Here is a 25,811-nt window from a genome sequence, read left to right on the forward strand (position 1 = left end):
GTTCAGGATTACTGATTAAAACGGAAGAATTTGTTGCGTTTCGTTTGATAGCTGCTTTAATATCTGGACTCTTGTTAAATCTAATTCTAGGGAATTTACTATTTTTAATCGTGGGGTTTTTAGTTGGTTATTTAGTACCGATTTGGTGGGTAAAAAAGAAACATACCGAAAGGTTACGAAAGTTTAATGAAGGATTACCTGATATGATTACAACTATCATTGGTTCATTACGGGCGGGATTTAGCTTTCAACAGGCATTAAAATCAGTGGTGGATGAAGCAGATTCGCCGATTAGAGATGAAATGGATATCGTCATCAAAGAAATGCAATATGGACGGAGTATTGAAGAATCCCTAAATGAATTAAAAGAAAGAATGCCTAGCGAAGACTTAGATTTAATGATCCAAGCGATCTTGATTCAACGTCAAGTTGGAGGTAATCTTGCAACAATCTTAGATAAAATTGTAGAAACGATAAGAGACCGAACAAGAATACAGCAACAAATCTTAACTCTAACAGCCCAAGGAAGGCTTTCGGGGATGGTGATTGGATTTCTCCCTATTATTCTAGGGTTATTAATTTATGTAATTAGCCCTGATTATATGGCGAGTCTATTCAATAATCCTATAGGACTATTGATGGTGGGTGTAGGGTTATTTTTTGGAACTATTGGTTTTATTTTCATTCGTAAATTAACATCAATTGAGGTGTAAGTGATGATGTATTTCACCTTTTTCTTAACTATTATGTTATTCGTGATTGCGCTGTTTAAGTTGAAGCAAAAAAAGCCAAAGGTTAATAAAAATCGGAGAATAGAACTTCTTTTAAATTCCATACCGCTAGAAAACAGTGAAGAACAAATAGAAAAAGGAAAAGATTCTTTTTATCGTAGGGTTATTTATCCGCTTTTGCAGGATTATAAAAGAAGCTTTAGACAGAGGTTGCCAGGTGATAAAGTAGAAAAAATCGAGTTGAAGCTCTTGCAGGCTGGTAGTCCTTTTAACATGACCCCTGTCGAATTTCGGTTACTTCAACTAGGCCTCTTTTTATTGTTACCGATCCTCTTCGGTATTTATGGTATGTTAGTAAAAGGGCAGCTTAGTAGTGCAATAATATTTGGCCTGATTGGATTAATTGTCGGTCTCATTCTTCCAAACTTTTATTTGAAACAAAAGACAAAACAAAGAAGTAAACAAGCATTAAGAGAGCTTCCAGATACCCTTGATCTTTTGACTGTAAGTTTAGAAGCTGGACTGGGTTTTGATGCGGCTTTGAGTAAAATTGTTTCTAAAAAAGAGGGTGTTTTAAGCAGTGAATTTACTCGCTGTTTAGAGGAAATGCGCCTTGGAAAAACGAGACGAGAGGCATTAACAGGTGTAAAAGAGCGGTTAGTCGTTCAGGAGATAAGTAGTCTCATTAATAATATCCTTCAAGCCGAGAAACTTGGAATTGGAATGGTTCAAGTTCTAAGAATACAATCTGAAGATGTTAGGGAACGTAGAAAGCAGCGAGCAGAAGAAGAGGCGATGAAGGCACCGATTAAAATGCTTTTCCCTCTAGTTTTGTTCATCTTTCCAAGTTTGTTCATCGTACTCTTAGGCCCAGCTGTTATTCAAATAATAGAAACGTTTAGTAATCAGTAAAACAAACAAGAGGCTATCTCATTTGAGAAAAGCCTCTTATTTTAGATGCTGCAAATTTATGGTTTTTACAACACTACCCACCCATTATAAACAACTTTTCCACTGGAAAATGAAGCGTTAGTTCACCATTACATATTTCCTTCACTGTTGATTTGGGCACGTTTACTTTAACTGTTAACTTACCCACTGCCACTGTCACTATTGAATGATCAATCCCATCAACAACGCTACATATCTCGTAACTAAACGTATTTTCAGACTGTTCATTTCGTACAAACGAGACATCGTAGCTGTGAATGCCTATATATTTTGTGAGATTAGGAATAGGGCTTGCAGTTTGTAGTTCAATCCCATTCGTAACTATTGTTTTTTCTTTTACCATTTCAACCGCAAACACATTCTCACACCCAACGATCTGTGCTGCTGCCTTCGTGACCGGCCGTTGAAGCACCTCTTCTTTTTGACCTAACTGAATGGTCTTACCACTGTCATACAAGCAAAGATAATCACATAGTCGATATGCTTCCTCGATATTGTGCGTCACAAAGAGAACAACTCCAGAAAAGCTTCGTTTAATAATCTCCAATAACTCAAATTCAAGGTGTTTTTTCACGTGTTGATCTAGGGCGGAAAATGGTTCGTCCAATAATAGAATTTCAGGTTCTGTCACAAGCGTTCTCGCCAAGGCGACACGTTGCTGCTGACCTCCAGATAATTCATTAGGATAGCGATTTTCTAACCCTGTCAATTGAATAATCTGAAGCATCTCGGCGATCTTTTTGTTTTTTTCGTCCTTAGCGAGTTTCTTTAAACCAAAACCAATATTCTCTGCAACAGTTAGGTGAGGAAAGAGGGCATAATTTTGAAAGACGTACCCAACTTTGCGATCTCGGGTTGGAATAGTAATGTTCTTTTCATGGTCAAATAATGTTCGTTCTCCAATTGAGATTGTTCCGGAGTCAGGTTTTAACAATCCTGCAATGGCTTGTAGTGTTAAACTTTTACCACAACCAGAGGGTCCTAATATCCCAACAATTCCTTTTTCTACTTGGAAGGCGACATCAAGCTTAAAGCTTCCAAGAGATTTTTTGATGTCTACATATAACATTATGTTCGCCCTCCTTTGGAAACTTTGTTCTCGAGGCGGTTGATCGTAAACAATACAGTTAGGGACACAGCTGTCATTATGAATACTAGAATGTTAGCTAAATCCCGGTTACCAGCCAAGAGTGCATCGTAAATGGCAATTGGCATTGTCATTGTTTTATTTGGGATGCTTCCGGCGACCATTAAAGTTGTCCCGAAATCTCCTAATGCTCTAGCAAAGCCAAGGGTAATTCCAGCGACAATACCTCTCCAGGCTAAGGGAATGATTATTGTAAGAAAGATATTTAATTCTGTTCTACCCAAGACCCTTGCTGCATTGACCAGGTTAGGATCGATATTAGCAAACGCGGCTTTGGCTGACTTGATTAAAAATGGGATTGAAACAACCATCGCTGCAATAACTGCTCCTGTTGGTGTAAAGACGATCATGATATTAAAGTTTTCTTCAAGAAACCTGCCAATGCCGCTTTGTCTTCCTAACAGTACGAGTAAGTAATAACCAAGCACAGTTGGTGGTAAAACAATTGGCAACGTAATAATCGTATCTAAAAAGTCAGCGACCTTACTTTTAGAACGACTTAAAAAGAACGCAATCGGCAGCCCGATAATAATAGTTAAAAGAGTTGCTGTGAGAGCAACTCTGAAAGATAAAAATAGTGGAAATAGATTAATTTGCTCCATAGTTAAGACTCCTTAAGAGATGCTACTTCATCCATACCTACTATCATAACAAATTAATGATCGTTTAAAAATAATAATTCATTTATAGAAGTGTATTCTCTTAAGTTACAAAGATATTTACTTTTCCTCCACACTTTTTTCATAAAAATATGTTACATTCAGAAAGATAACAAAAAGCGAGTTCCGATGAGGAGTGAGACTACGATGGCGCATAAAGTATTAATTGTTGACGACGAAAAAGAGATGCGTATGCTCTTAAATGTTTGTTTAAAGCCATATGGATACCTGATTGATGAAGCACAAACGGGCTATGAAGCAATCGAGAAAATAATAGATGGAAAATATGATTTAATTTTATTGGATATTATGATGCCTACAATCGATGGTTTTGAAGTCTTAAAAAACGTTCGAGAAATGATTGATAAAGATGTTCCAATTATCCTTTTAACAGCGTTAGGGGACACTGAACGAATTGTTAATGGTCTTCAGTTAGGAGCGGATGATTATATTGTGAAGCCATTTGAACCTAGAGAGCTTCAAGCAAGAATTCAGTCGATCATGAGAAGGGCCCAAAAGAGTACTGTTACTGAAGACACTACATTTAGCTTACATCAACTCAAATTTGAAGAAGATAAGTTAAGAGTTTCTTATCTTGACCAAACCTTACCACTAACAAAGAAAGAATATAAAGTGTTGCTACGCTTAGCGAAAAATCCTGGGAGAGTCTATTCAAGAGAGCAACTTGTTCAACTTGAGTGGGATGACTTCTATGAAGGCGATGCAAGAACCATCGATACACATATCAAAAATGTCCGGGAAAAACTAAAGGCAGTCGGTTTTACAAAGCATATCGTGGAAACTGTATGGGGTGTTGGCTATCAGATGCTTGAGGATTTTCCCCATGAAGGATGATGAATGTGAAGAAAAAGCTTTCTAAAAAAATTGCCTTCTTTGTCATACTTATCCTATTAATTGTTATTAGTACAATGGTTCTGTTTTCATATCACTTTTTTAAAAACTTTTATAAAGAACAGTTGGCGATAAATGTTGAAGAAGAGTTAAGGGCATATGCGACGATGATTGAAGAAGGAATTGATGAAGAAATAGTCGTTTATCTTATTTTAGAAAAAAATCGGGGGCGTCATGTGCAGACGATCTTTTTTGACGAAAATCTTGAACCTAGTTATTTATCGCACCATGTCAGTGAAGAATGGTTAAACGAATATCAAGTTTGGGTTCAAGAACGCTATAAAAGTGGTGGAGATACACTACAATATGTCGATACTGGGATTAATTTTCACATTCCTCATATCTGGGCGTATCGACCAATTGTCAAAGATGGAGAGTTTCAAGGAATTTTCTTTGTCGATCAAGATACCGGTGAGTTTGAAAAAGCGAAACTACAGCTAATCTTACTTTTGTTTGCGATGGGATTGTTCACGCTTTTAATTGGAGCTCTATTAACCATATATTTAACAAGAGTTATTTCAAAGCCATTAATTAAAATAGGTGAAACGACTCGTGAAATTGCTAAAGGTGATTTTGATATTAAACTTTCAATCGCTAGTGACGATGAAGTTGGTCAATTAGCTACTGATATTCATGCAATGACCAAGCAATTAAAGGAATTTCGCGATTCAAAGCGACAATTTATCTCCCATATCTCTCATGATCTACGGACACCGATAACCTATATTAAAGGTTATTCAGCTGTTATGAAGGATGCACCACAAGTTGATGAAACAGAGTGGCGACGTAACTTGGGGGTCATATATAACGAGGCGAAGAGAATGGAATATTTAGTGAGTGACTTATTTCAACTAACCAAGTTAGAAGAGGGGAAAATTACGCTTCATAAAGAAGAGGTAGATCTCCTACAGTGGCTAGAGTCAATTATCGCAACAAGACAGTTAATGTTTGATAATCATTCCATTACATGTGTAGTGAAAGGAAATAAAAACGAAGTGAGAGCTGTCATTGATCAGCATCGTCTTGGTCAAGCGGTCATTAATGTTTTAGAAAATAGCATTCGCTATACACCAAAGGGTGGATTGATTTTGGTTAATGTAATTGCCACAGAAAATGAAATCTCGATTGAAATACGTGACAATGGAATTGGAATTAGTAAGGAGGATTTGCCACATATCTGGGAACGGTTTTATCGAGTTGATAAATCTAGATCTCGAGAAAGTGGAGGAAGTGGATTAGGACTAGCGATCGTAAAAGAAATTGTTGAAATTCATGGCGGGACAGTTGCAGTAGAAAGTGAAGAAGGTGTGGGAACTAATTTTTACTTGAAAATCCCATGTTAGAAAGAATCAAAAATAAAGAGCCATATCGGCTCTTTATTTTTGATTTTTTAAGTCTATTGTGGTCTTTTTCGTATCTTTATTTGCAATGACATACTGTGATTGTCCAATAAATAGAGGGATTTCAAGCTTGTCCCAATTTGGTAGTCCACCATCAAAGCGTGTTTCATCTTTGTGAAACCGCGTAATGTCACCGACGATCCAATCATGATCACCGTATTTTTGAATGTCCTTGACTTTGCATTCATAAACAACGTAAGCCTCAGTCAGGATGGGACAATCCACGGTTTCGCCTTTTTTATAAGAAATGTTTAATGCCTCTAGTTTATCACCGTCGCGACCAGATAATTTCCCAGCACCTTCAATATATTTTGCATATTCAGCAGGAACAAATTGAATTGCAAACTCGCCTGAATTTTTCACTAAATGGTAAGTAAAACGTTCTTCAGCAATAGCAACCCCATAAATAGGAGGAGCATAAGATATGTAGGAGTGCCAACCAGCGGCCATGATATTTTTGGTGCCGTTCCACTCAGCAGTTACTAAGGCTATTAACCCAGGGTAACAATGGAGAACCGTATTATTCGTACTTTGTAGCATCGTATCACCTTCCAAATTGAATTTACTTTTAGTATAGAGTATTTTCCTTGGGGATGCAGTATCATCTAATAAAATTGAGTGACAATTTAATAATTATAAAGTTCGAAATCCTCTGGTGATGAAGTGATGATAAAAGGCTCATTCCAATCAAGATGTCCTAGTAACGAATCGATTTTTTCACCTTCAATTAAAACAAAAACTTTCTCATAGCCAAACTGTTCGACAACCATAGTAATTTGTGTTGCTAACATAGCTTCACCTGTTGAACCTAAGTTAGCTTCTGAAAGCTCCTTTGAAAATGAAACATAAGCGACGCCTTCCTGGTCTTCTACAGACTGTACTACAACACCTTCTGGAAGAAGACTATGAAGACCTTCATGTTCAGGTCCTTGAATCCAACGTTGTAAAGCATTTTGAAGTCCAAATTCATTCAAAGATAACGGTAAGTCAACTTCAACTCTATAAATATCCATCAATTGGTCATCTGAGAAATATAGATTTAACTTATCCAAAACTGCTACTTCAGTTGTAGGCTCAGTAGGTTCTGACGATTCCTCCTTTTCTAGATCAGCCTCTTCTTCAATTTCCTCTTGGTATTTTGTTTCCGGCTCATCACCAGAGGTAGGCTTTTGTTGTTCTGTCGTATTGTTAGCTCCTTGCCCACAAGCAGCTATGATTAGTGTTAATGAGAGGAATAAAATGAGCTTACTTAATTTATTCATTTCTAGCACCTTCCTTTTAAATACATAATTTGGTTACTTTTTTAAGAATAGCACAAATGAACGGGTTAGACATTGAATATGGTAGAAAAAGAGGGGAAACTCATGATCTTTTTCTGCTCAATTTAGCCTAAATGTAAAAAAATGAGAATTTTTTATTGACGTTGTAATTTAATCTGTTATATAATACAAATAACAAGTTAATATTGTACTAATACAAGAAAAGGGGCGATTTAAATGAGCAGACAAGAACGTAAGAACATGATTAATTTTATTGAGAAGATGAAGGGGTTAGACTCAAGTCAGCTAAAGCATATGACAGATCAAGAGGTTGAGCATATTTATAATTCGCTTTATTTCAAGCTTGAACACCAAGAATAAGTAAGGGAGAAAAGCAGCAACTTCCCCTTTTCTTTGACTGTGATACCAATTGACTAATTCCTTTCGATGCAGCAGATATCCACTAACGAAAAACAAGAAGCTATACCTGTTTAAAGGGTATAGCTTCTTGCGTTATATCAAGAACCTAGTATCGTCTACGGATCTAGAATAAGAAAAAAACTTGTGCGATGAGTAGTAAATTAGACGAGAAAAAGTCCTTATAAAAAGATGTCTAAAAGAAAGACAATGATCATAACAGCTTGGACCACTGCTTTTGCAAAGGTTCCGCTTAAAAAAGCAATTACGGTACCAATAGCTACTTTAAATGACTCTTGAAATGGTTTATGCTGTAGTAACTCTGTTACGAGTACTAATGCAAAAGGAACAAGAATGATGCCAAATGGAGGAATAACAAAGCAACCAATAATTACACCGATGGTCGCAGCGCGTAGACCCCATTTTGAACCACCATACCGTTTAACAAAATAGAGATTTGCTAAGTAATCTGTTAAAAATAAAAGGATGGTCAATACGGTAAAGGTAATCCAGGTCCACCAGGTTACCGATTCTGGTGAAATAAAGAAGTAATAGATGACAACTCCACCCCAAATTAAGAGCACTGAAGGGATTATAGGGTAAACCAACCCAATAAAACTCACAATAAACAAAGCAATAATAATGATCCATAAGACAATCTCCATTACATAACCTCACTCGATTTAAATTTTCACTACTAAAATCTTGGGTTTAATTTAAGTTAAGTATACATGCAGTGTAGAGTTTAGAGTGTGAAGTTATTGCAAGATTTGTTTAGTAGAATAAGTAATAGATAGGGATGTGTTGAATAATCACACAATAATTCTTAATTCTAAACTCGAAAAAAGGGACTGCGGTTGCAGTCCCTTTTTCACTAATTATTTAAGTCTTCAATCGAATTAATATCCATATAAGCAGGTACGACTAAGCCGATGCCAGCTCCTTCTAAGTTAATACCTAGGTCAACGAAGTCTTCTTTAAAGTCTTCATAATAAACAGCATGTGTACCTGGCATCCAAGCGGCTACTAGAGCATCAGCACTTCCTGTAGCAACAGCAGTCCACATTCCAGCTGCTTCAAGAGCTAAAAGTTCAACATCATAGCCGATATCTTCTAAGACTTTACCAATCATATGCGTTGAGGCGATTTCAGAATCCCAAGCTACAAAAACTAATGTTAGCTTATCTCCATTGACTTCAGAAACGCCATCAGTCCAAACAGATACTTTGTCTTGATTATTGGCTACCCAATCAGCAGCTGCTTCTTTAGGGTCGGCACCTTCATTTACCGCTACCATTATCTCTCCCATATCCGCTTGATCCCAATAGAAGTTATCTAACACTTGGTACGCAGAAGGGTGATCTACATCTAGTCCTTTACGAACGATTGTATGGATACTTTCTGATGCACCAAAAACTCCTTTTGGATCCTCGAGGTATTTAAGGTCATATTTTGCGAATTTCCAATGAGGTGTCCAACCTGTAACAACAATAGGTTCTTCTTTCTCATAAGCGGCAGCAAGAGCTGCTGTCATAGCTGCTGATGAACTAGTTTGAAGTGTGTAGCCATCTAGTTCGTATGCTTCAATTGCTTCTTCAGTAGCAGCCATGATACCAGCACCGGCATCAATTCCTGTGATTATGTAGTCAAGTTGTGCGCCAATAGAACCGTCTCCACTAGTAGTATCAGAACCACATCCCGCAATTAGTAGTGATAGTGACAAACCTGCTACAACACTAAGTCTTTTTACGTATTTGTTCATTTTCAACCCATCTCCTCTTAATCTTTTTTATAGCTGTATTCGCATAAATCGTTCTTCTAATGATCTTGAACTATTTAGTTACTAGCACATTTATTCTAGGACTGGAAACTCAAGTATCTTCAAAGTAACAAAATGTACGAAACGAGCTTTTATATGAACCCTTTTTAAAACTAATTTTCGCAAAAGTCTAGGATTAGCAATGACGAAAAGAGCTAAAAAGAGTGAAAAACGCTTAAGCAGTTCCTTTTTGTCTATTAAAACTTTGTGTTAAACGATCTAAGATAATTGCTACGATAACTAGGGCGATACCAGCTTCAAAGCCACCACCTGCATCATTACGTCCTACTGCATAGTAAACCTTAGTTCCAAGACCAGAAGCACCAATCATTGAGGCGATAACAACCATAGATAGGGCAAGCATAATACTTTGGTTTACTCCAGCCATAATAGTTTTCTTGGCCATTGGTAATTGGACCTTAAATAACTTCTGCATTGGCGTTGATCCAAAAGCATCTGCTGCTTCTATTAGTTCGGTTGAAACTTGACGTATACCTAAATTCGTTAATCGAACGGTAGGTGGCATCGCAAAAATAACCGAAGCAATTACACCTGGCACCATTCCAATTCCGAAAAATACAACTGCAGGAATTAAATAAACGAAGGCTGGCATGGTTTGCATAAAGTCTAAAATCGGTGTTACCACATTTTCAGTTGTTTTATTTTTGGCCATCCAAATACCTATTGGTACACCAAAGACTACAGAAATACCAGCAGATGTTAATACGAGCGAAAGTGTTAACATCATATCATTCCAGTATCCTAAGTTTTGAATGAGAAATAGTCCAAAAAAAACAAAAAGTGGTAAGCCAATTTTCTTTTTCGTCGCAAAGAATGCCAATGCGGTGATCATTAGTATAAATAACCACTCTGGAAGAACACTTAAACCAGCACTTAATTGGTCAACAAAAAATCGAATAACTGCTGTAACTCCTTTAAATAATCCATCGGCATTTTTTAACCAATCGACAAAAGCGTCAATTCCATTAGCTAGCGGAAGCCTCGGTATTAGATTCATCCTTCTTCACCTCCTGACTTGAAGACAGGGCTGCTAAAACAGCTCCGCGAATAATGATTCCTTTTAATTGATCTTCTTCAACAACAGCAACTGGAATAGGCGAAGTTGAAACGACATCAAACAAGTCATGTAAAGGGGTATCAGGATGAACAGTAGGAACATTTTGGTCCATAATATCTAGTAAACTAGCATCCTTACCTGCTTTCGAAACTTGTTCAGCGCTTACGATACCAAGAAGCTCTTTGTTACGATTTGTCACATAGATGTTGGAAATCCCAGCATCCTTCATTCTTTGCATCGCAACACGTAAACCATCCTTCTCTGCATTTACAGTTTCCGGACGTTTCATGACATGTCCGGCTGTAAAGACTTTAGAACGGTCTACATCTTCAACAAATCTTTCTACATAATCATTTTCCGGATTTTTTAAGATTTCTTCTGGTGTGCCAATTTGAACGATCGAACCATCCTTCATAATGGTAATTCTGTCTCCGATGCGTAAAGCTTCATCTAAATCATGTGTAATAAAGATGATGGTTTTTTGCATTTTTCGTTGCAAATCGAGTAATTCATCTTGCATGTCTTTTCTAATTAATGGGTCTAGGGCAGAGAAGGCTTCGTCCATCAGCAAGACATCAGGATCGTTAGCTAACGCCCGAGCAAGACCAACGCGTTGTTGCATGCCACCGGATAGTTCATTTGGATACATATTTTCATAGCCATTAAGACCAACAAGATCAAGTGAGGAAATGGCCTTTAATTTACGTTCCTCTTTTTCAATTCCTTGTACTTCCAGACCGTACTCGACATTCTCGAGAACTGTACGGAAAGGGAATAAGCCAAACTTTTGAAAAACCATGCTTAATTTTTTCCTGCGTACGTCCCGTAACTCCTTTTCTCCCATGGCCGCTAAATCAACACCATCAATCCAAACACTACCAGTTGTTGGTTCAATTAATCGGTTTAAGAGACGAACCAATGTAGACTTTCCGCTCCCTGATAACCCCATAATTACGAAAATTTCACCGTTCTCAACCTCAAAGTTTGCCTGATTAACACCAACTGTCATTCCGGTTTGTTTTAAAATTTCGTCTTTTGACGTATTTTTCTTTAAAAGTTCTAGTGCTTTTTTGGGTTTTCTCCCAAAAATTTTCGTTAGATTTTCAACTTTTATTTTCGACATGTATTCCACCTCAATTCCATGTTTATTTCGTTTCAAACACAACATTTTCCGTATATAAAAATCCAGAAAAATCCATGTTGATTTGTTGTTGTTAATACTATATAATATTATCTATTTTTTGCGCAAACTGTATATTCCTTGATAATCGTACATATTGTACGTACAGAAAAAACTGTACACACATTACGTAGAGATTACTTATAAATCCTTCCATATCCTTCTAGATGCTATTTGCCTGTAAACTTTTAACTTCTTTTTTACTTTGTTATACTACTAATAACTAATTACTGATAAGTTGGAGGAGGTAGGATGGAAAACTGCGAGAAAGAAATCAAAGATTTGCAAGAACTTAACAAAGCGCGTGAGCGATTTGTTAGTGAAATTGCTAAGAATATTCATCTATATGGAATCTCTCAATCTGTTGGTCGCTTGTATGGTACCGTTTTTTTCTCAGAGGAACCAATGACCCTAGATGAAATGAGTGACGAACTCGGGATGAGTAAGACAAGCATGAGTACAGGGATCCGAATGCTCCTCGATGCCCAGATGGTAGAACGTGTGTGGGAAAAGGGAATAAGAAAAGATCTTTATAGAACTGAAGAAGATTGGTATCGTTCATTTTCGCATGTTTTTATCACTCGGTGGAGAAATGCTACAGAACAGAATATGATTGCAATCCAAGAAACAAAATCTTCATTAGAGGCATTAAATGCAGAAACTCAGGTAGAGAAGATCAGAGACCTAATTCAATTAGATTTGACGAAACTCAGTCAGGCAGAAGCTTACTATAAATGGTTAGATGATGTAATATCCCTATTTGAGACAGGTGAAATATTTAAAATTGTTCCAAAGCAAGAACCAACTTAAAAACTAGGAAAACTGCTAAAATTAGAGATAATAGATTAAGAAATTAAAAAACGCACGGATTCGTGCGTTTTTTTGCTACCTTTAACTATTATGCATTTACCAAAAGCGGTAACAGGTATTATGTTCTTAAAGAGTTCGGATGTAGAACGCCAAAAGGCATGAAAATGCAGGATTCTTGTTCCAAAGAGCGCAGTTGGACCGCTAGGAGGCATTAAGATGAAGGATTCATGTTCCAAGGAGAGTTGTTGGATCCCCACAAGGAATTAAAGTGCAGTGGTAGAAAAAATGGATTATGAAATTTAGTAAATTGCGATTATAATGAAGAAAGTAATAGATTTATAGTGGAAATAATTCGAAAAATAGTTTATAACAAAAATTGGATACTAAATTTGTTTTAAAAGAAATTAGTAAGCGTGTAACTTTTCAAAAAAAATAACGACAAGTATAGTGAGGGGGAAAGAAGCAGTGAATGATGAATTTGAACGCTTGTACGAAACTTATCACCATTCATTATTTCAGTTTCTGTTTTACATGGTACGCAATAGACAAATTGCCGAAGAGTTAGTACAAGAAGTTTATATCAAAGTCTTTAATTCTTTTTCTTCCTTTAAAGGTGATAGTAGTGAGAAGACATGGCTCTATTCAATAGCAAGACATGTAGGTGTCGATTGGATCCGCAGTCAAAATAGAAAAAAACGAAAATTCTTAGGTGTTTTTGAGCTTTCAGAGAAAGAGTTCCAAATCAGAGACGAAGAACCTTTACCAGACGAAATTGTATTAGAAAGGGAAGAAATGAAGGAGGTTTATCAAATGCTTGGTAGATGCTCCTTAGATCAGCAACAAGTGATCATTTTAAGATATATTGAATCCCTTTCAATAAGCGAAACAGCACATATTTTAGGTTGGACCGAGAGTAAGGTTAAAACGACGCAACATCGCGCAATTAAAGCACTACAAGAACTACTTAGTGCTAGTCATCATTCGGATTTAAAGGAGGTGGGAAGATGAAGCGATCCTCTAACTGGGATGAAAAATCGATTGAAAATCAACTAAGGCAATTGCCGAAATTTGAAGATAGTCGAAGTAAGGAAGAAATATTTGAGCGCATCCAAGAAAGGCTCCAGGAAGATCAAATAAAAGTACGTAAAAAGAAGAAGAGTTGGTTTGTCCCTATTGCTGCCGCTGCCGCTGTAATTTTTCTAATGATACTGATTGTCCCCTCCTTTTTAAATGAAAGAAACGTTTCGATAGAAGAACCTAATGCGGAATTTAGGATGGAGACCACTCAAAAGGTGGCAGATGAAGAAGCTGAGGCGGGAATATCTTCAATTAATGATTTTCCAGGTATCACTGCCGACGAGAAAAGTACTGACCTTCTGTATGTTGGGGCGATGCAGCCTTATGAAGCAGAGCAAATGGTCGATGAAATAATCACTTTAGGTGCTACTATTTATACTGATAATCGAGAATTTGTGGTCCCGGTTACCCTTTTAGCAGAAGGAGGAAGTATTATTGACCGTTTTCTATCGGTGAAAGATACGTTTACGGGTGATTTATGGGGGATATATGGGTTTCCTCAACTCCAATTTAATTGGATCCAAGAAGGAGAAGCCAACAAAGTAAACATTGATCTCCCGAAAAATAGTATGACAAATTTGACTTCTGCTGAACAATTTATTTATAGTTGGGGACTAATTGAAACATTCAGGCCGTGGTACGAAGAAATTCAATTCAGTTCTGACGGCGAGCCAGGAATCGATTGGGGGCAAACTGGTCATATTCCTGGAAAGTTGTTACGTGAACCGAACCGTGGATACTATCTTGTTGAAACTGATACCGGTCACTTATTTTTAGTCCGGGGAAGAGTAGTCAATGCTCCAGGAAATTATCCTGTTGGAACAGCGAGCCTTGAAGAAACTCTTCAGTTTATGAAGCAAGATGATGAGTACGGTGGATATCGTGCACCGATCGGCGAGGAATTTGTCATTACGAACGTGACAGAGCAAAAAGAAGCAGTGACAATTTCCTTTGCTGAAGGGACTGTCCTTGAAAATCAACCGCATCACTTAGCGATGGTCGAAGCTATTTTATTTGCAGTAGGAGACTTTGGTTATTCTTATGTACAATTTGAAGGGCTTGAACCAACTCAAGTCGGCCCTTATTATACGGGTGACTTGCTAGAAATTCCACGCTTTGCTAATTTCATTCGTTAATGAAAAGTCAACGGCTTCCACCGTTGACTTTTTTTGCGGAATATTTGTCAACAATATTTAGATCTTGATATAGTTGAGTGAGAGGATAAAGATAAGCGGGGGTTTACATGGACACAATTACGCATACGTTGTTTGGTCTTACTTTATATGGTGCAGTAGATAAACAGGAGCTCCCAAAAGAAAAAAGGCGTGCCTTGCTTTTTACAACAGTAGTGGGAAGTCAAATTCCAGACATTGATGTTATATCGAGATTGTGGGATACCGAGGGACAGTATCAAATGTGGCACCGGGGGATCACTCATTCTATATTTTTAGTTCCTGTTTGGGCATTAGTACTGGCTTTGTTATGCTACTTATTTTGGCGGGTCAAAGATCGACGAATTTTTCTGATGGGTGCCTTAGCAGTATTTATTCATAACACGAGCGATTTATTTAACGCCTGGGGAACAGGTTATTTAGAGCCGTTTTCTAATGTTCGTGTTACTTTTGGTACAATTTCAATCATTGATTTTGTTATATGGGGCTTAATAGCAGTAGGATATCTAGTTACGAAAAAAACAATATGGCCACCATTTCAAGTTTACCGTTTTGTTTGGGTTGCTATTATTTTGCATGTACTAATACAAACTAGCCAAGGGTATATTATCTATCAGCAAACAAGCCCTGACTATGAGCAGACAGCTTTATCAGCAAGCTTTGTGCCGTGGAATTATACTGTGATAGGGAAAAAAGGTAGCACGGTAGAAATTTCCCAGCGCAATTTGTGGTCGGAACCTGTGATCCAAACGGTGCTGACTAGCCAAGAAGAAGCAGATTTAGATCAGTTGTTCGCTGTAAAGCCAGAAGCAAAAACGCTTTATCAATGGTCACCGTTCGTCGTTGTTGTTGACGATGAAGAGATGTTAGGTATTTATGATCCGCGTTTCTATCGGAATGGTCAATCGTTTCTATTTGAATTTATTGAAAAAGAAAGTTAAAGAAGTAACTATTTTTAAGGTGCAGTGAACAAAAAGTATACAAGTTTGACAATCTTACTATAAAAATTCTTTACGAAATACCTAGAGACTTCACTTTAGGTATTTTTTTTAGTGTGTGCTTCTAAAGGGGGAATCAGGCATAAGTTCATAAACGCTAGAATAGATCTGAAAAATTTCGGGAAAATAATGTATCATAAGAAGGGAGATATCTATCATGGCAGAAAACGTAACTATACCACTAACCTCTGGTGAACTCGGTTTTTTATGGGAGAGCTATCATTGTGAGACAATGTTTCTATGCACGTTTCAATACTTTAAAACTGTCGCTGATGATAACGACTTACATAAAAATCTTCAAAGTGGAATTGAAATAACCGAGTCAAATATCCAGGCGATTAAGGAAGTGTTTATAAAGGAAAAGCTCCCTATTCCAGGTGCCTTTGATGAGCATGATGTAAATCTGAATACACCTAAACTATATTCAGATCAAACCATCAATTATTTGTTAAAAGAAATGAGTGAGACAAGGTTTGAAATTTATTCAAAGTACTTGAAAATGACTTCTCGCTTAGATATTCGAGCATTATGTAATCAATTTATAACTGATTATAATCGTTTTTGTCACCAAGTGACTGAAACACTGTTAAATAAGGGACTTTACGTTCGTGCCCCACAAATTCCATACCCAGACGATGTAGATTTTGTTAAAAACAAAAGTTATTTGACAGGGTGGTTTGGTGAAAGAAGACCGGTTGAAGCAAATCAATTAGCACACATATCATTGAATATCCAACGAAATACGCTTTTGAAAACGATGTTGATTGGTTTTATCCAAACTGTTGAATCTGATAAAATTAGAGACCTTTTAGAAGTAGGTAAGGTTATGAGCGATAAAATGCTTGAAAGTTTACATCTATTTTTAAAGGATGCTGACCTTCAAGCTCCTATTCAATCAGGTTTGTCAGTCATGAAATCCACCAAAGCTCCATTTTCAGATCGCTTTGTTTTAGAGTTTTTGCTAAACATTACTCATTGTGCAATAAGCGTTTATGGAGAATCCTTAGCTCTAAGCAAAAGACGTGATTTGTTTGTATTTTATGAAAAGAGTATCACTGGAACAACTTTATACGCAAATCAAATTGCTAATCTTTTAATTGAATTGGGTTACTTAGAACAACCGCCAATAGCAACAGATTATGAGGATTTAGCAAATAAAAGGGATTAAGTTTGTATTGATGGGACAACTATCTAACAATATTTGAGTGAAAGGTTGTTGAATTTCTAGTCTTACAGAAAGGCTAACAAGAATAGCGAATGCGAAGATATGGTTATTTCAAAAAAGATTAAATGACAAAATCGAGCAGAATATGTGCTCGATTTTTCTTGTTTTGTTGAATTGTGCTTTCCTGGGAAATATTGTGTCGTTATAAATCTTTACCCATGACGATTGCTGTCGTCGTAACGCCTGTCGCTGCTACAGCAATAGCAGACAATACTAACTCATCATAGGTAATCACAGAAATCCCAGCAATAACGACTAATAAATCTATGATGAAAATAAAAATGCCTACATTTGTTTTCAATAGATCGGCTATCATTTGTGCCAATAAATCCAATCCACCAGTGCTTATGTCGTATAAAAACATAACTCCTACGCCAATTCCAAGAAGAACACCACCAACAATGGAGGCGATGAGTGGCGAAAGGTTATTAGGACTAAGCGTTAACCATTGGAAAAGGTCGATAAATATTGCTGATACAACAAAGCCAACAATACTGTTGTAAAAGAAGGTTCGATACCAAATCCATGCGCCAGCATAGATCGGAATACTTAGAAGAAGAATTGCTACACCGACATTGATACCATATTCATAATGTAGAATTAACCCTAAACCAATCATTCCTCCATCTAAAATGTGAAAAGGAACGAAAAAATTATTTATCCCGATACTAATAATAAAACTTCCTAAAAGTATCGCTAGTAATTTTTTATTCAACATGAAATCAACCTCGCAAACAGGACATGTTGTAGTGTATGCGCGGGGAGTTAATAAAAGAAGTAAGAAGTTTAGAGTGTGAAATCTAGAGTTGTAGCTCCTGAGAGTTACAATCAAAGACTATACACTATAAACTCTACACTCTAAACTACTGAAATTTCTTCATCCGATACTGTAAGCTTTGTCTACTGAGTCCAAGTTGTTTTGCAGCTTGAGTGACATTGTAATTGTGCTGTTCGAGGACTTTTTGGATATAGTACTCTTCGAACTCTTCTAATTGTTGTTTTAATGGTCTAGTGAACGGTTTGTAATCTGTTTTCTTATTTGTTTGAAACATCTCAGGTATATCTGCCTTAAATTGCGTTTTGTTTCGAAAATGATTAGGTAAATGTGTGAAATCAATGCGATCTTCATCAACGATTAGGTTCATCGCTCCTTCGATGACATGCTCTAGCTCTCGGACATTTCCTGGCCAATCATAGTCATAAAATAAGTGAAGTATTTCCTCGTCAATCTTCCGGACTTCCATTTGGAAGTTTCGATTACATTTTTGAATAAACGTATTCACGAGCAGAGGGATATCTGCTTTTCGTTTTCTGAGAGGTGGAATTTGTAACGAGACAACACTAAGTCGATAATATAAGTCTTGGCGTAAGCGCCCTTCTTCAATAGCGATTAATGGATCTTCGTTTATTGTTGCTAATATCCTCACATCGATAGGAGTGTCTTTTGTATCACCTATTCGTCTCAAACTCTTTTCTTGGATGACACGTAATAGCTTTGCTTGTAACCCGATGCTTAATGAATTTATTTCATCTAAAAGAATGGTTCCTTCGTTTGCTTGTTCAAATAAACCAGGTCGTTCTGTAGCGCCGGTAAATGCACCTTTTTTCGTTCCGAATAGTAAACCTTCAATTAAACTTTCAGGCAGTGCTGCACAGTTTTGGCTAATGAATGGCTTATCATGACGCTCGCTATTATGGTGAATACTTTGGGCAAATAGTTCTTTTCCAGTTCCGGTTTCACCGATAATTAAAACAGAAGAGGAAGTCCGTGTTGCTCGTTTTGCTTGTTCAATAATCTCCTTGATAGGGTTGCTCTCACCAATGATGGAATCAAAAGTATGGAATGTTTCTTTAGTTGCCCGAGTTTCTCTTATTAGCTTTTCTAGTTTGGTAATATCCTTAGCAATTTCGATGGCACCAATAATTTTCTCATTTTCGTAGATAGGGTGTGTATTATTTAGAGTGGTAATTTCTTGGCCTTTATTATTAAAGTAGGTCTGTTTTTTGTTTTTGGTTGTTTTCCCTTCATAGAGAGCCTGAAGGAGTGTGCTTTCTTGGCCTTCATAAAACATAAATACATCTCGTAAATTTTTATTGATAACGTCTTCTATATGCATGGCTTCTATTTCCATCATTTTTGGATTGTAGATAACCGTTTTACCGGTCTCGTCAATAACATGAATGCCAATGTCAACTTCATTAATTACCTGTTGATAGAAATTAGCGAACTTCTTTAACTGTTGCAGGTCCTTATAATCAAACAAGCAATCCTCCCCAATCTAGTTAATATAGGTTTAGTTTACTATCATCGAACATAAGATGCAAAAAAAATTGGCGTTTGTAGCAAAATGAATTTGCATCGCAAAAAAAATTTGCACATAAGATTGTTCAGTACCATTTCAGATTTCTAAACATAAATAATTTTTTGTTTTGTATGTAAAGGTGTAAGCGTCGAAGGCGTATCTCATCAATCTATTAAAATGAAATTCCGAAGTTGGCACGATTATTGCATTATAAAGTTTGTATATAGAAGTTACTTAGAAAAGGAGAGGATCATAACATGGTAGTACCTTACAAACATGAACCATTTACAGATTTCACAGTAGAAAAAAATCGTCTTGAATTTGAGGCAGCTCTACAAAAGTAGAAGCAGAATTAGGTAAAGACTACGATCTAATCATTAATGGTGAAAGAATTGCTACAGAAGATAAAATTGTTTCTCTTAATCCTTCAAATAAAGAACAAGTTGTTGGAACCGTTTCCAGAGCGAATATTGACCTAGCTGAAAAGGCAATGCAAGTAGCGGATGAGACATTTAATACGTGGAAGAAATGGAAGCCTGAAGTTCGTGCCGACATTTTATTTAAGGCAGCGGCAATTATTAGACGTCGTAAGCATGAGTTTTCTGCTTATTTAGTACTAGAAGCTGGTAAGCCTTGGAATGAAGCTGATGCAGATACTGCGGAAGGAATCGATTTCCTTGAGTATTACGCACGTCAAATGCTACAACTTAGCAAAGGTTTTGCAGTAGAAAGCAGACCGTTTGAGCACAATAAGCTTTCATATATTCCACTAGGAGTAGGTGTTGTTATCCCGCCTTGGAACTTTGCTTTCGCAATTATGGCTGGTATGACAGCAGCCGCTTTAGTAACTGGTAATACAGTTATTTTAAAGCCAGCAGAAACAACTCCGGTAATTGCCTATAAATTTATGGAAGTGTTAGAAGAGGCAGGTCTTCCAAATGGTGTCGTTAACTATATCCCTGGATATGGTTCAGAAATTGGTGACTATTTAGTAGACCATAAGCGTACTCGCTTCATTTCATTTACTGGTTCAAAAGCAGTAGGTGTTCGTATTTATGAGCGTGCAGCAAAAGTACACCCAGGTCAGCTTTGGTTAAAACGAGTTGTTGCAGAAATGGGCGGGAAAGATGCAGTTATCGTTGATAAAGATGCAGATTTAGAAGTAGCAGCACAATCGATTGTGAAATCAGCGTTTGGCTTCTCAGGTCAGAAATGTTCAGCTTGTTCAAGAGCGATCATCCACCAAGACGTGTATGATCAAGTTCTAGAGAGAGCGGTTGAATTAACGAAAGAATTAACAATTGGTGCTCCTGCAGACCTTAACAATTTTATGGGGCCGGTTAATGACCAAAAGGCATTTGATAAAATTATGAGCTATATTGAAATCGGAAAAGAAGAAGGAAAATTAATGGTAGGTGGAACTGGAGATAACTCAAAAGGTTTCTTTATTCAACCAACAATTTTCGCAGATGTTCATGAAAATGCACGTATTATGCATGAGGAAGTTTTCGGCCCATTTGTTGCATTCTGTAAAGCGAACGACTTTGATCATGCGCTAGAGATCGCGAATAATACGGAGTATGGACTAACGGGAGCTGTCCTTACTAGAAATAGAGAAAATCTTGAAAAAGCTCGTGAAGAATTCCATGTAGGTAATCTTTACTTTAATAGAGGATGTACAGGAGCAATCGTAGGTTATCATCCATTTGGCGGATTTAATATGTCAGGAACAGATTCAAAAGCTGGTGGACCAGATTATTTATTACTATTTACACAAGCGAAATTAGTTTCTGAGCAACTATAAAAAAATCTAGTAATCTAATCATGGCGGCTAGCATTGTAAAGTAAGCGTATTGTTTGCTTGGGCTAGTCGCCTACCTAAAGGATCTCAAGTCTAAGCGACGGAGGGAACAAAATGAGTAAAACCAATGAAATTATTGAACAAACCGAAAAATTTGGGGCGCGTAATTATCATCCGCTTCCAATTGTTATTTCAAGAGCTGAAGGGGTTTGGGTAGAGGATCCAGAGGGCAATAAGTACATTGATATGTTAAGTGCTTATTCTGCTGTCAACCAGGGTCACAGGCACCCGAAGATTATTCAAGCTTTAAAGGATCAAGCAGATAAAATTACGCTAACATCAAGAGCTTTTCATAATGACCAGCTCGGTGATTTTTATGAAAAGGTGTCAGCGCTTACAGGGAAGAGCATGGTGCTCCCAATGAATACTGGTGCCGAAGCTGTGGAGACGGCTGTAAAAGCAGTTCGCCGCTGGGCTTATTATGTAAAGGGAATTGAAGACGGGAAAGCAGAAATCATTGTTTGTGAAGATAACTTTCATGGACGAACAATGACAGCTGTTTCACTTTCTTCAAATGAAGATTATAAACGTGGTTTTGGTCCAATGTTGCCAGGAATTAAGATTATTCCTTACGGTGATCTTGAGGCTTTAAAAGCAGCGATTAGTGAGAATACAGCTGCATTTCTTCTTGAACCAATTCAAGGAGAAGCAGGAATCATTATCCCACCAGAAGGTTTCCTGAAAGAGGCGTATGATATCTGTAAAGAAAACAACGTTCTTTTTGTCGCAGATGAAATTCAATCTGGTTTAGGACGTTCAGGGAAAGTATTTGCCTGTGACTGGGATGAGGTTGTACCTGATATGTATATTCTAGGGAAAGCCTTAGGTGGTGGCGTAATGCCGATTTCTGCAGTTGCTGCTGACGAAGATGTCCTAGGTGTATTTGAACCAGGATCTCATGGCTCTACGTTCGGGGGGAATCCACTAGCTTGTGCTGTATCAGTAGCCTCATTACAAGTTTTAGAGGATGAGAAACTTGCAGAACGGTCGTTAGAACTAGGTAACTACTTCCAAGATAAATTAAAAGGGATTAACAGTTCTGTAATTAAAGAGGTGCGCGGTAAAGGTCTCTTTATAGGTGTTGAGTTAACTGTACCTGCGCGTAAATATTGTGAAGCATTAAAAGAAAAAGGACTTTTATGTAAAGAAACACATGAAAATGTGATTCGTTTTGCTCCGCCACTCGTGATTTCTAAAGAAGATTTAGATTGGGCATTAATCCATATTACGAGTGTTTTGGAAGATTAAATAATTGATAGTTGAGTAAATTTCATTATTACCTTAATCAAGCTATATCAATCTAGATAGTACCGAAAATATGAATGATGAAATTCAATAAGTTAATCATTTTTTAGAGGGGGAGCTAAGTTAGCTCCCCGTTATAGAAAAGGCATTAATTTGCTAAAAAAAATAGTTCTTTTTGAAGTCATGAGTTTTGAGTTTTGAAAGCTAAGCTCCGTAGACTACGCTTCAATTGGACAACAAAAATTAAGACATTAAAAAGGGGTTTTTGAAAATGGAAATAGTTTTAAGAAATTTTTTCCTCTTTCTATCAAAAAATAAGACATTGAATAAGAGTGCAAAAAAATGGGGTTTAAAGCTTGGTGCACAACAGGTTATTCCAGGAGAAACGATTGAGAGTGCTATTGCAGCAGTTAAAAATTTAAATGCTAAAGGGTTAGCTTGTACTGTCGATCATTTAGGGGAATTTGTATTTAATCGTGAAGAAGCAATAGAGTCTGCTGAATATTGTGTGAGAACGATTGAAGCTATTGCAGAATCTGGAGTGAATTGTAATCTTTCTTTAAAACTTACTCAGCTTGGGCTCGATATTGATCGTAATCTTTGTCGAGATAACATGAGAAAAATCTTAGCAACAGGTCAAAGACATAATATCTTTGTTCGTATTGATATGGAAGATTATTCTCACTTGGATGCGACGTTAGATTTATTGGCTGAACTACGCCGTGAATTTTCAAATGTGGGAACAGTTATTCAAGCATATTTATATCGAGCAGAGCGAGACGTCGAGGATCTAAAAGGCATTTCATTACGTTTAGTAAAGGGTGCTTATAAGGAATCTCCTGAAGTTGCTATTCAAGATAAAGCCGAGATTGATGAAAATTACCTTAGTATTATAAAGCAACATTTATTAAATGGAAGTTATACTGCTGTTGCTTCACATGACCATAACATCATTGAAAAAGTAAAGCAGTTTGCTAAAGAAAAGAACATTCCAAAATCACAGTTTGAATTTCAAATGTTATATGGATTCCGTACAGAGATGCAACAAGAGATAGCAAAAGAAGGCTATACAATGAGAATTTATGTACCGTTTGGGAACGACTGGTACGGCTACTTTATGAGAAGGCTTGCTGAAAGACCGCAAAATGTGGCTTTTGCGCTAAGAGGCCTATTAAAATAATATTCTATGAAACTGAAAAGAGGTTGTTTCTATGAAAAGGAAAATATCGATTATTGGAGTACCTATGGACTTAGGGCAGCGTAGACGTGGTGTTGATATGGGACCTAGTGCCATACGATATGCTAATGTTGTTGAACGGCTGCAATCGCTTGATTACGAAGTAAATGATATTGGTGACATAGAAATTGGTAGACCTAATCGTTTTGATGTTATAGATGAAGAAAACTTGAAAGATCTCAAAGAAGTAGTGAAGGCTAATCAAAAACTTGCTTCAGCTGTTTCTGACATTGTTGCCATGGGACAGTTTCCATTAGTTTTAGGAGGCGACCATAGTATTGCAATTGGAACGCTTGCTGGAGTAGCTGAACATCATAAAAACCTGGGTGTCATTTGGTTTGATGCTCATGGGGATTTAAATACAGGGGAAACATCACCATCTGGAAACATCCATGGGATGTCACTAGCGGTGAGCCTAGGAATTGGACACCCTTATTTAACAGGTATTGGTGGTTTTGCGCCGAAAATTAAACCTGAAAATGTTGTCATCATTGGTGCACGTTCACTAGATGATGGAGAAAAAGAACTGATTCGCGAAAAAGGTATTAAAGTTTACACAATGCACGAAATTGATCGTTTAGGGATGACGAAAGTAATGGAAGAAGCTATGGCACATGTTACAAATGGAACGGATGGAGTTCATTTAAGTCTAGATTTAGATGCCATTGATCCACATGATGCTCCTGGAGTAGGTACACCTGTCTTAGGAGGTACTTCTTACCGTGAAACGCATTTAGCGATGGAAATGCTAGCTGAAGCAGGAATCATTACCTCAGCAGAGTTTGTTGAAGTTAACCCGATCTTAGACGATAAAAATACAACAGCAACAGTAGCTGTAGCATTAATGGGCTCACTGTTTGGTGAAAAACTTCTTTAAATAAGAAAGAGTGTACTGAATGAGCCGAGGGCCCAAACGATACACTCTTTTTAATTGAGACTAAAGGTAAGTTAGAAAAGCAGTCGCAAAGCTAAAATATACGATTAATGAGAAGATATCGTTCAATGTTGTAATCAGAGGTCCTGAGGCAATCGCCGGGTCTATACCAAAGCGATAGAGAACTAGGGGAATTACCGTCCCCGCAAGTGTCCCGATGATTAAAGTCAAAATTAACGATCCGCCTACAACTAAGGAATAAATGGGGCCTAACCATACGAATGCGATAATTGCAATTAAAAGTCCACAGGTGACCCCCAATGATAATTCCTACCCCACTTTCGCGCGCGATCAGTCTGATAACAGTCTTCTTGTCTAAATCATGGCTAATGAGACCACGGACGACTACGGCTAACGATTGTGTCCCCGTATTCCGGTCATCCCGGCAATCATTGGCATAAAAAAGACTAACGCCACAAATTCTTCTAACGTATCTTCAAATCCACTAATGATACTTCCTGAAATTAACCCTATAAATAATAATAAAATCAACCAGGGTAAACGTCGAAATGAAGCGGTAGTCGCTTTCGTGTTAAAATCGATATCTTTACCAGATGCCGATAACTTTTCAATGTCTTCATTGGCCTCTTGAATAACGACGTCAAGGACGTCATCGACAGTAACGATTCCTAATAGCTTTTTATTCTCATCAACAACAGGAACAGCGACAAAGTCATATCTCTCAATGAGCTGTGCAACTTCTTCCTGGTCTAAATCAACGGGTACAGAAATAACTCGATTAAACATGATGTCACTTATTTTTTCATCAATATCACTTAAAAGTAGGTCCCGGTATGAGACAACCCCTACTAGCTCCTTGTTCTCGTTAATGACATAAAGGTAGTATATGGTGTGATTCATTTCGGCAAAATCTTTAAGCTTGTCCACAGCATCTCTGACTGTATAATCGTCATTAATCCAAACAAACTGATTTGACATGAGTCCCCCGGCTGTTTCTGGGGCATAGCTCATTAGATTTTGGACATAAGTAGAATCTTCAGTTTTCATTGTCGAAAGATATTCTTGAATTTTTTCAACTGAGAGCTCATTTAATAAGTCAGCAAGATCATCATTTTCCATTAAATCCATTACCTTTGATGACTTCTCAATCCCAAGTCGATGCAGAATATCAATCTGCAGGTCACTTTCTAATTCTTGAATCAAATCAGCTATTTGCTGTGGTGTTAGGTACAAAAGAAATTTAAAGTGATGTTTTCCCGGAAGATTACGATATAGTTGAGCGATATCATAAGGCTGTAACTCATCAACCACTTTTTCAATAGCACCTTTTTTGTTTTCTTTTAGATATTTAATGATGAGAACAGTTAATTGATCTTCATTCATAGTCGCACTTCCTTACATTAAAAAATTTGTTGGAGGCATCCCTAGGTACTAC

At 37.2% G+C, this 25,811-nt stretch carries 23 protein-coding genes and 2 pseudogenes; 14 read left to right on the top strand and 11 right to left on the bottom strand.

Features of this window, described 5'->3' with window-relative positions; genetic code table 11:
- The first annotated feature begins 44 nt into the window (after nucleotides 1–44).
- Together H1D32_RS01365 and H1D32_RS01370 are read left to right on the top strand one after the other, a co-directional pair.
- On the top strand, nucleotides 45–713 hold the full coding sequence (locus tag H1D32_RS01365) for a type II secretion system F family protein (protein WP_261176399.1): 669 nt from the start codon (nucleotides 45–47) through the stop codon (nucleotides 711–713).
- A gap of 3 nt (nucleotides 714–716) precedes the next feature.
- Entirely contained in the window at nucleotides 717–1,643 is a 927-nt protein-coding gene (locus tag H1D32_RS01370; RefSeq protein WP_261176400.1) for a type II secretion system F family protein, read from the top strand.
- A 73-nt stretch (nucleotides 1,644–1,716) separates the two neighbouring features.
- Here H1D32_RS01370 and H1D32_RS01375 read toward each other — a convergent pair whose 3' ends face one another.
- Complete coding sequence (locus H1D32_RS01375; protein WP_261176401.1) at nucleotides 1,717–2,751, bottom strand: sulfate/molybdate ABC transporter ATP-binding protein; 1,035 nt, start codon at nucleotides 2,749–2,751, stop codon at nucleotides 1,717–1,719.
- Entirely contained in the window at nucleotides 2,751–3,431 is a 681-nt protein-coding gene (gene modB, locus H1D32_RS01380) for a molybdate ABC transporter permease subunit (RefSeq protein ID WP_261176402.1), read from the bottom strand. The genes H1D32_RS01375 and modB overlap by 1 nt, the downstream gene beginning before the upstream one ends.
- Nucleotides 3,432–3,635: 204 nt before the next feature.
- On the opposite strand from modB, the gene H1D32_RS01385 reads away from it, so the two are divergent.
- Both H1D32_RS01385 and H1D32_RS01390 read left to right on the top strand, forming a co-directional pair.
- Complete coding sequence (locus H1D32_RS01385) at nucleotides 3,636–4,343, top strand: response regulator transcription factor (RefSeq protein WP_261176403.1); 708 nt, start codon at nucleotides 3,636–3,638, stop codon at nucleotides 4,341–4,343.
- Between the two features lie 5 nt (nucleotides 4,344–4,348).
- Complete coding sequence (locus tag H1D32_RS01390; RefSeq protein ID WP_261176404.1) at nucleotides 4,349–5,743, top strand: sensor histidine kinase; 1,395 nt, start codon at nucleotides 4,349–4,351, stop codon at nucleotides 5,741–5,743.
- A gap of 33 nt (nucleotides 5,744–5,776) precedes the next feature.
- On the opposite strand, the gene H1D32_RS01395 is transcribed toward H1D32_RS01390, so the two are convergent.
- Complete coding sequence (locus tag H1D32_RS01395; RefSeq protein WP_261176405.1) at nucleotides 5,777–6,340, bottom strand: flavin reductase family protein; 564 nt, start codon at nucleotides 6,338–6,340, stop codon at nucleotides 5,777–5,779.
- Between the two features lie 86 nt (nucleotides 6,341–6,426).
- On the bottom strand, nucleotides 6,427–7,062 hold the full coding sequence (locus H1D32_RS01400; RefSeq protein ID WP_261176406.1) for a GerMN domain-containing protein: 636 nt from the start codon (nucleotides 7,060–7,062) through the stop codon (nucleotides 6,427–6,429).
- A 234-nt stretch (nucleotides 7,063–7,296) separates the two neighbouring features.
- Here H1D32_RS01400 and H1D32_RS01405 point away from each other — a divergent pair, with 234 nt between their 5' ends.
- On the top strand, nucleotides 7,297–7,440 hold the full coding sequence (locus H1D32_RS01405; RefSeq protein WP_261176407.1) for a BH0509 family protein: 144 nt from the start codon (nucleotides 7,297–7,299) through the stop codon (nucleotides 7,438–7,440).
- Nucleotides 7,441–7,658: 218 nt separating this feature from the next.
- On the opposite strand, the gene H1D32_RS01410 is transcribed toward H1D32_RS01405, so the two are convergent.
- The 4 genes from H1D32_RS01410 to H1D32_RS01425 form a co-directional block, all read right to left on the bottom strand.
- Nucleotides 7,659–8,141 (bottom strand): DUF456 domain-containing protein, encoded by a 483-nt coding sequence (locus tag H1D32_RS01410; protein ID WP_261176408.1) that lies wholly within the window; start codon nucleotides 8,139–8,141, stop codon nucleotides 7,659–7,661.
- A 209-nt stretch (nucleotides 8,142–8,350) separates the two neighbouring features.
- The gene (locus H1D32_RS01415) at nucleotides 8,351–9,238 is read right to left on the bottom strand and encodes a glycine betaine ABC transporter substrate-binding protein (RefSeq protein WP_261176409.1); all 888 of its coding nucleotides are present in this window, start codon (nucleotides 9,236–9,238) and stop codon (nucleotides 8,351–8,353) included.
- Between the two features lie 232 nt (nucleotides 9,239–9,470).
- A complete protein-coding gene (locus H1D32_RS01420) occupies nucleotides 9,471–10,313 on the bottom strand; it encodes an ABC transporter permease (protein WP_261176410.1) in 843 nt (280 codons plus the stop codon).
- On the bottom strand, nucleotides 10,282–11,496 hold the full coding sequence (locus H1D32_RS01425; protein ID WP_261176411.1) for a quaternary amine ABC transporter ATP-binding protein: 1,215 nt from the start codon (nucleotides 11,494–11,496) through the stop codon (nucleotides 10,282–10,284). The genes H1D32_RS01420 and H1D32_RS01425 overlap by 32 nt, the downstream gene beginning before the upstream one ends.
- 309 nt (nucleotides 11,497–11,805) lie before the next feature.
- On the opposite strand from H1D32_RS01425, the gene H1D32_RS01430 reads away from it, so the two are divergent.
- The 5 genes from H1D32_RS01430 (at nucleotide 11,806) to H1D32_RS01450 (ending at nucleotide 16,778) form a co-directional block, all read left to right on the top strand.
- The gene (locus H1D32_RS01430; RefSeq protein WP_261176412.1) at nucleotides 11,806–12,363 is read left to right on the top strand and encodes a GbsR/MarR family transcriptional regulator; all 558 of its coding nucleotides are present in this window, start codon (nucleotides 11,806–11,808) and stop codon (nucleotides 12,361–12,363) included.
- Between the two features lie 465 nt (nucleotides 12,364–12,828).
- On the top strand, nucleotides 12,829–13,371 hold the full coding sequence (gene sigX / locus H1D32_RS01435; protein ID WP_261176413.1) for an RNA polymerase sigma factor SigX: 543 nt from the start codon (nucleotides 12,829–12,831) through the stop codon (nucleotides 13,369–13,371).
- Entirely contained in the window at nucleotides 13,368–14,576 is a 1,209-nt protein-coding gene (locus H1D32_RS01440; protein ID WP_261176414.1) for a hypothetical protein, read from the top strand. Before sigX ends, H1D32_RS01440 begins: the two co-directional genes overlap by 4 nt.
- Before the next feature lie 107 nt (nucleotides 14,577–14,683).
- Nucleotides 14,684–15,553 carry a metal-dependent hydrolase gene (locus H1D32_RS01445; RefSeq protein ID WP_261176415.1) on the top strand — a complete coding sequence of 290 codons (870 nt, stop codon included), beginning with the start codon at nucleotides 14,684–14,686 and terminating at the stop codon, nucleotides 15,551–15,553.
- 214 nt (nucleotides 15,554–15,767) lie between these two features.
- Nucleotides 15,768–16,778 (top strand): DUF3231 family protein, encoded by a 1,011-nt coding sequence (locus tag H1D32_RS01450; RefSeq protein WP_261176416.1) that lies wholly within the window; start codon nucleotides 15,768–15,770, stop codon nucleotides 16,776–16,778.
- Between the two features lie 199 nt (nucleotides 16,779–16,977).
- Here H1D32_RS01450 and H1D32_RS01455 read toward each other — a convergent pair whose 3' ends face one another.
- Both H1D32_RS01455 and H1D32_RS01460 read right to left on the bottom strand, forming a co-directional pair.
- Nucleotides 16,978–17,553 carry a YitT family protein gene (locus H1D32_RS01455; RefSeq protein ID WP_261176417.1) on the bottom strand — a complete coding sequence of 192 codons (576 nt, stop codon included), beginning with the start codon at nucleotides 17,551–17,553 and terminating at the stop codon, nucleotides 16,978–16,980.
- Nucleotides 17,554–17,698: 145 nt separating this feature from the next.
- Complete coding sequence (locus tag H1D32_RS01460) at nucleotides 17,699–19,099, bottom strand: sigma-54 interaction domain-containing protein (RefSeq protein ID WP_314733320.1); 1,401 nt, start codon at nucleotides 19,097–19,099, stop codon at nucleotides 17,699–17,701.
- Nucleotides 19,100–19,395: 296 nt separating this feature from the next.
- Here H1D32_RS01460 and pruA point away from each other — a divergent pair.
- The 4 genes and pseudogenes from pruA to rocF all read left to right on the top strand — a co-directional run bounded on the left by pruA (nucleotide 19,396) and on the right by rocF (nucleotide 24,358).
- A pseudogene (gene pruA / locus H1D32_RS01465) lies at nucleotides 19,396–20,942 on the top strand (L-glutamate gamma-semialdehyde dehydrogenase).
- A 111-nt stretch (nucleotides 20,943–21,053) separates the two neighbouring features.
- Nucleotides 21,054–22,247 carry an ornithine--oxo-acid transaminase gene (locus H1D32_RS01470; protein WP_261176418.1) on the top strand — a complete coding sequence of 398 codons (1,194 nt, stop codon included), beginning with the start codon at nucleotides 21,054–21,056 and terminating at the stop codon, nucleotides 22,245–22,247.
- 268 nt (nucleotides 22,248–22,515) lie between these two features.
- Complete coding sequence (locus H1D32_RS01475; protein ID WP_314733321.1) at nucleotides 22,516–23,424, top strand: proline dehydrogenase family protein; 909 nt, start codon at nucleotides 22,516–22,518, stop codon at nucleotides 23,422–23,424.
- A 31-nt stretch (nucleotides 23,425–23,455) separates the two neighbouring features.
- Nucleotides 23,456–24,358 (top strand): arginase, encoded by a 903-nt coding sequence (gene rocF, locus H1D32_RS01480; protein ID WP_261176419.1) that lies wholly within the window; start codon nucleotides 23,456–23,458, stop codon nucleotides 24,356–24,358.
- A gap of 60 nt (nucleotides 24,359–24,418) precedes the next feature.
- Here the strand turns inward: rocF and mgtE are convergent.
- A pseudogene (mgtE, locus tag H1D32_RS01485) lies at nucleotides 24,419–25,759 on the bottom strand (magnesium transporter).
- Between the last annotated feature and the right edge of the window lie 52 nt (nucleotides 25,760–25,811).

The sequence above is a fragment of the Anaerobacillus sp. CMMVII genome (assembly GCF_025377685.1).
GTDB lineage: Bacteria > Bacillota > Bacilli > Bacillales > Anaerobacillaceae > Anaerobacillus.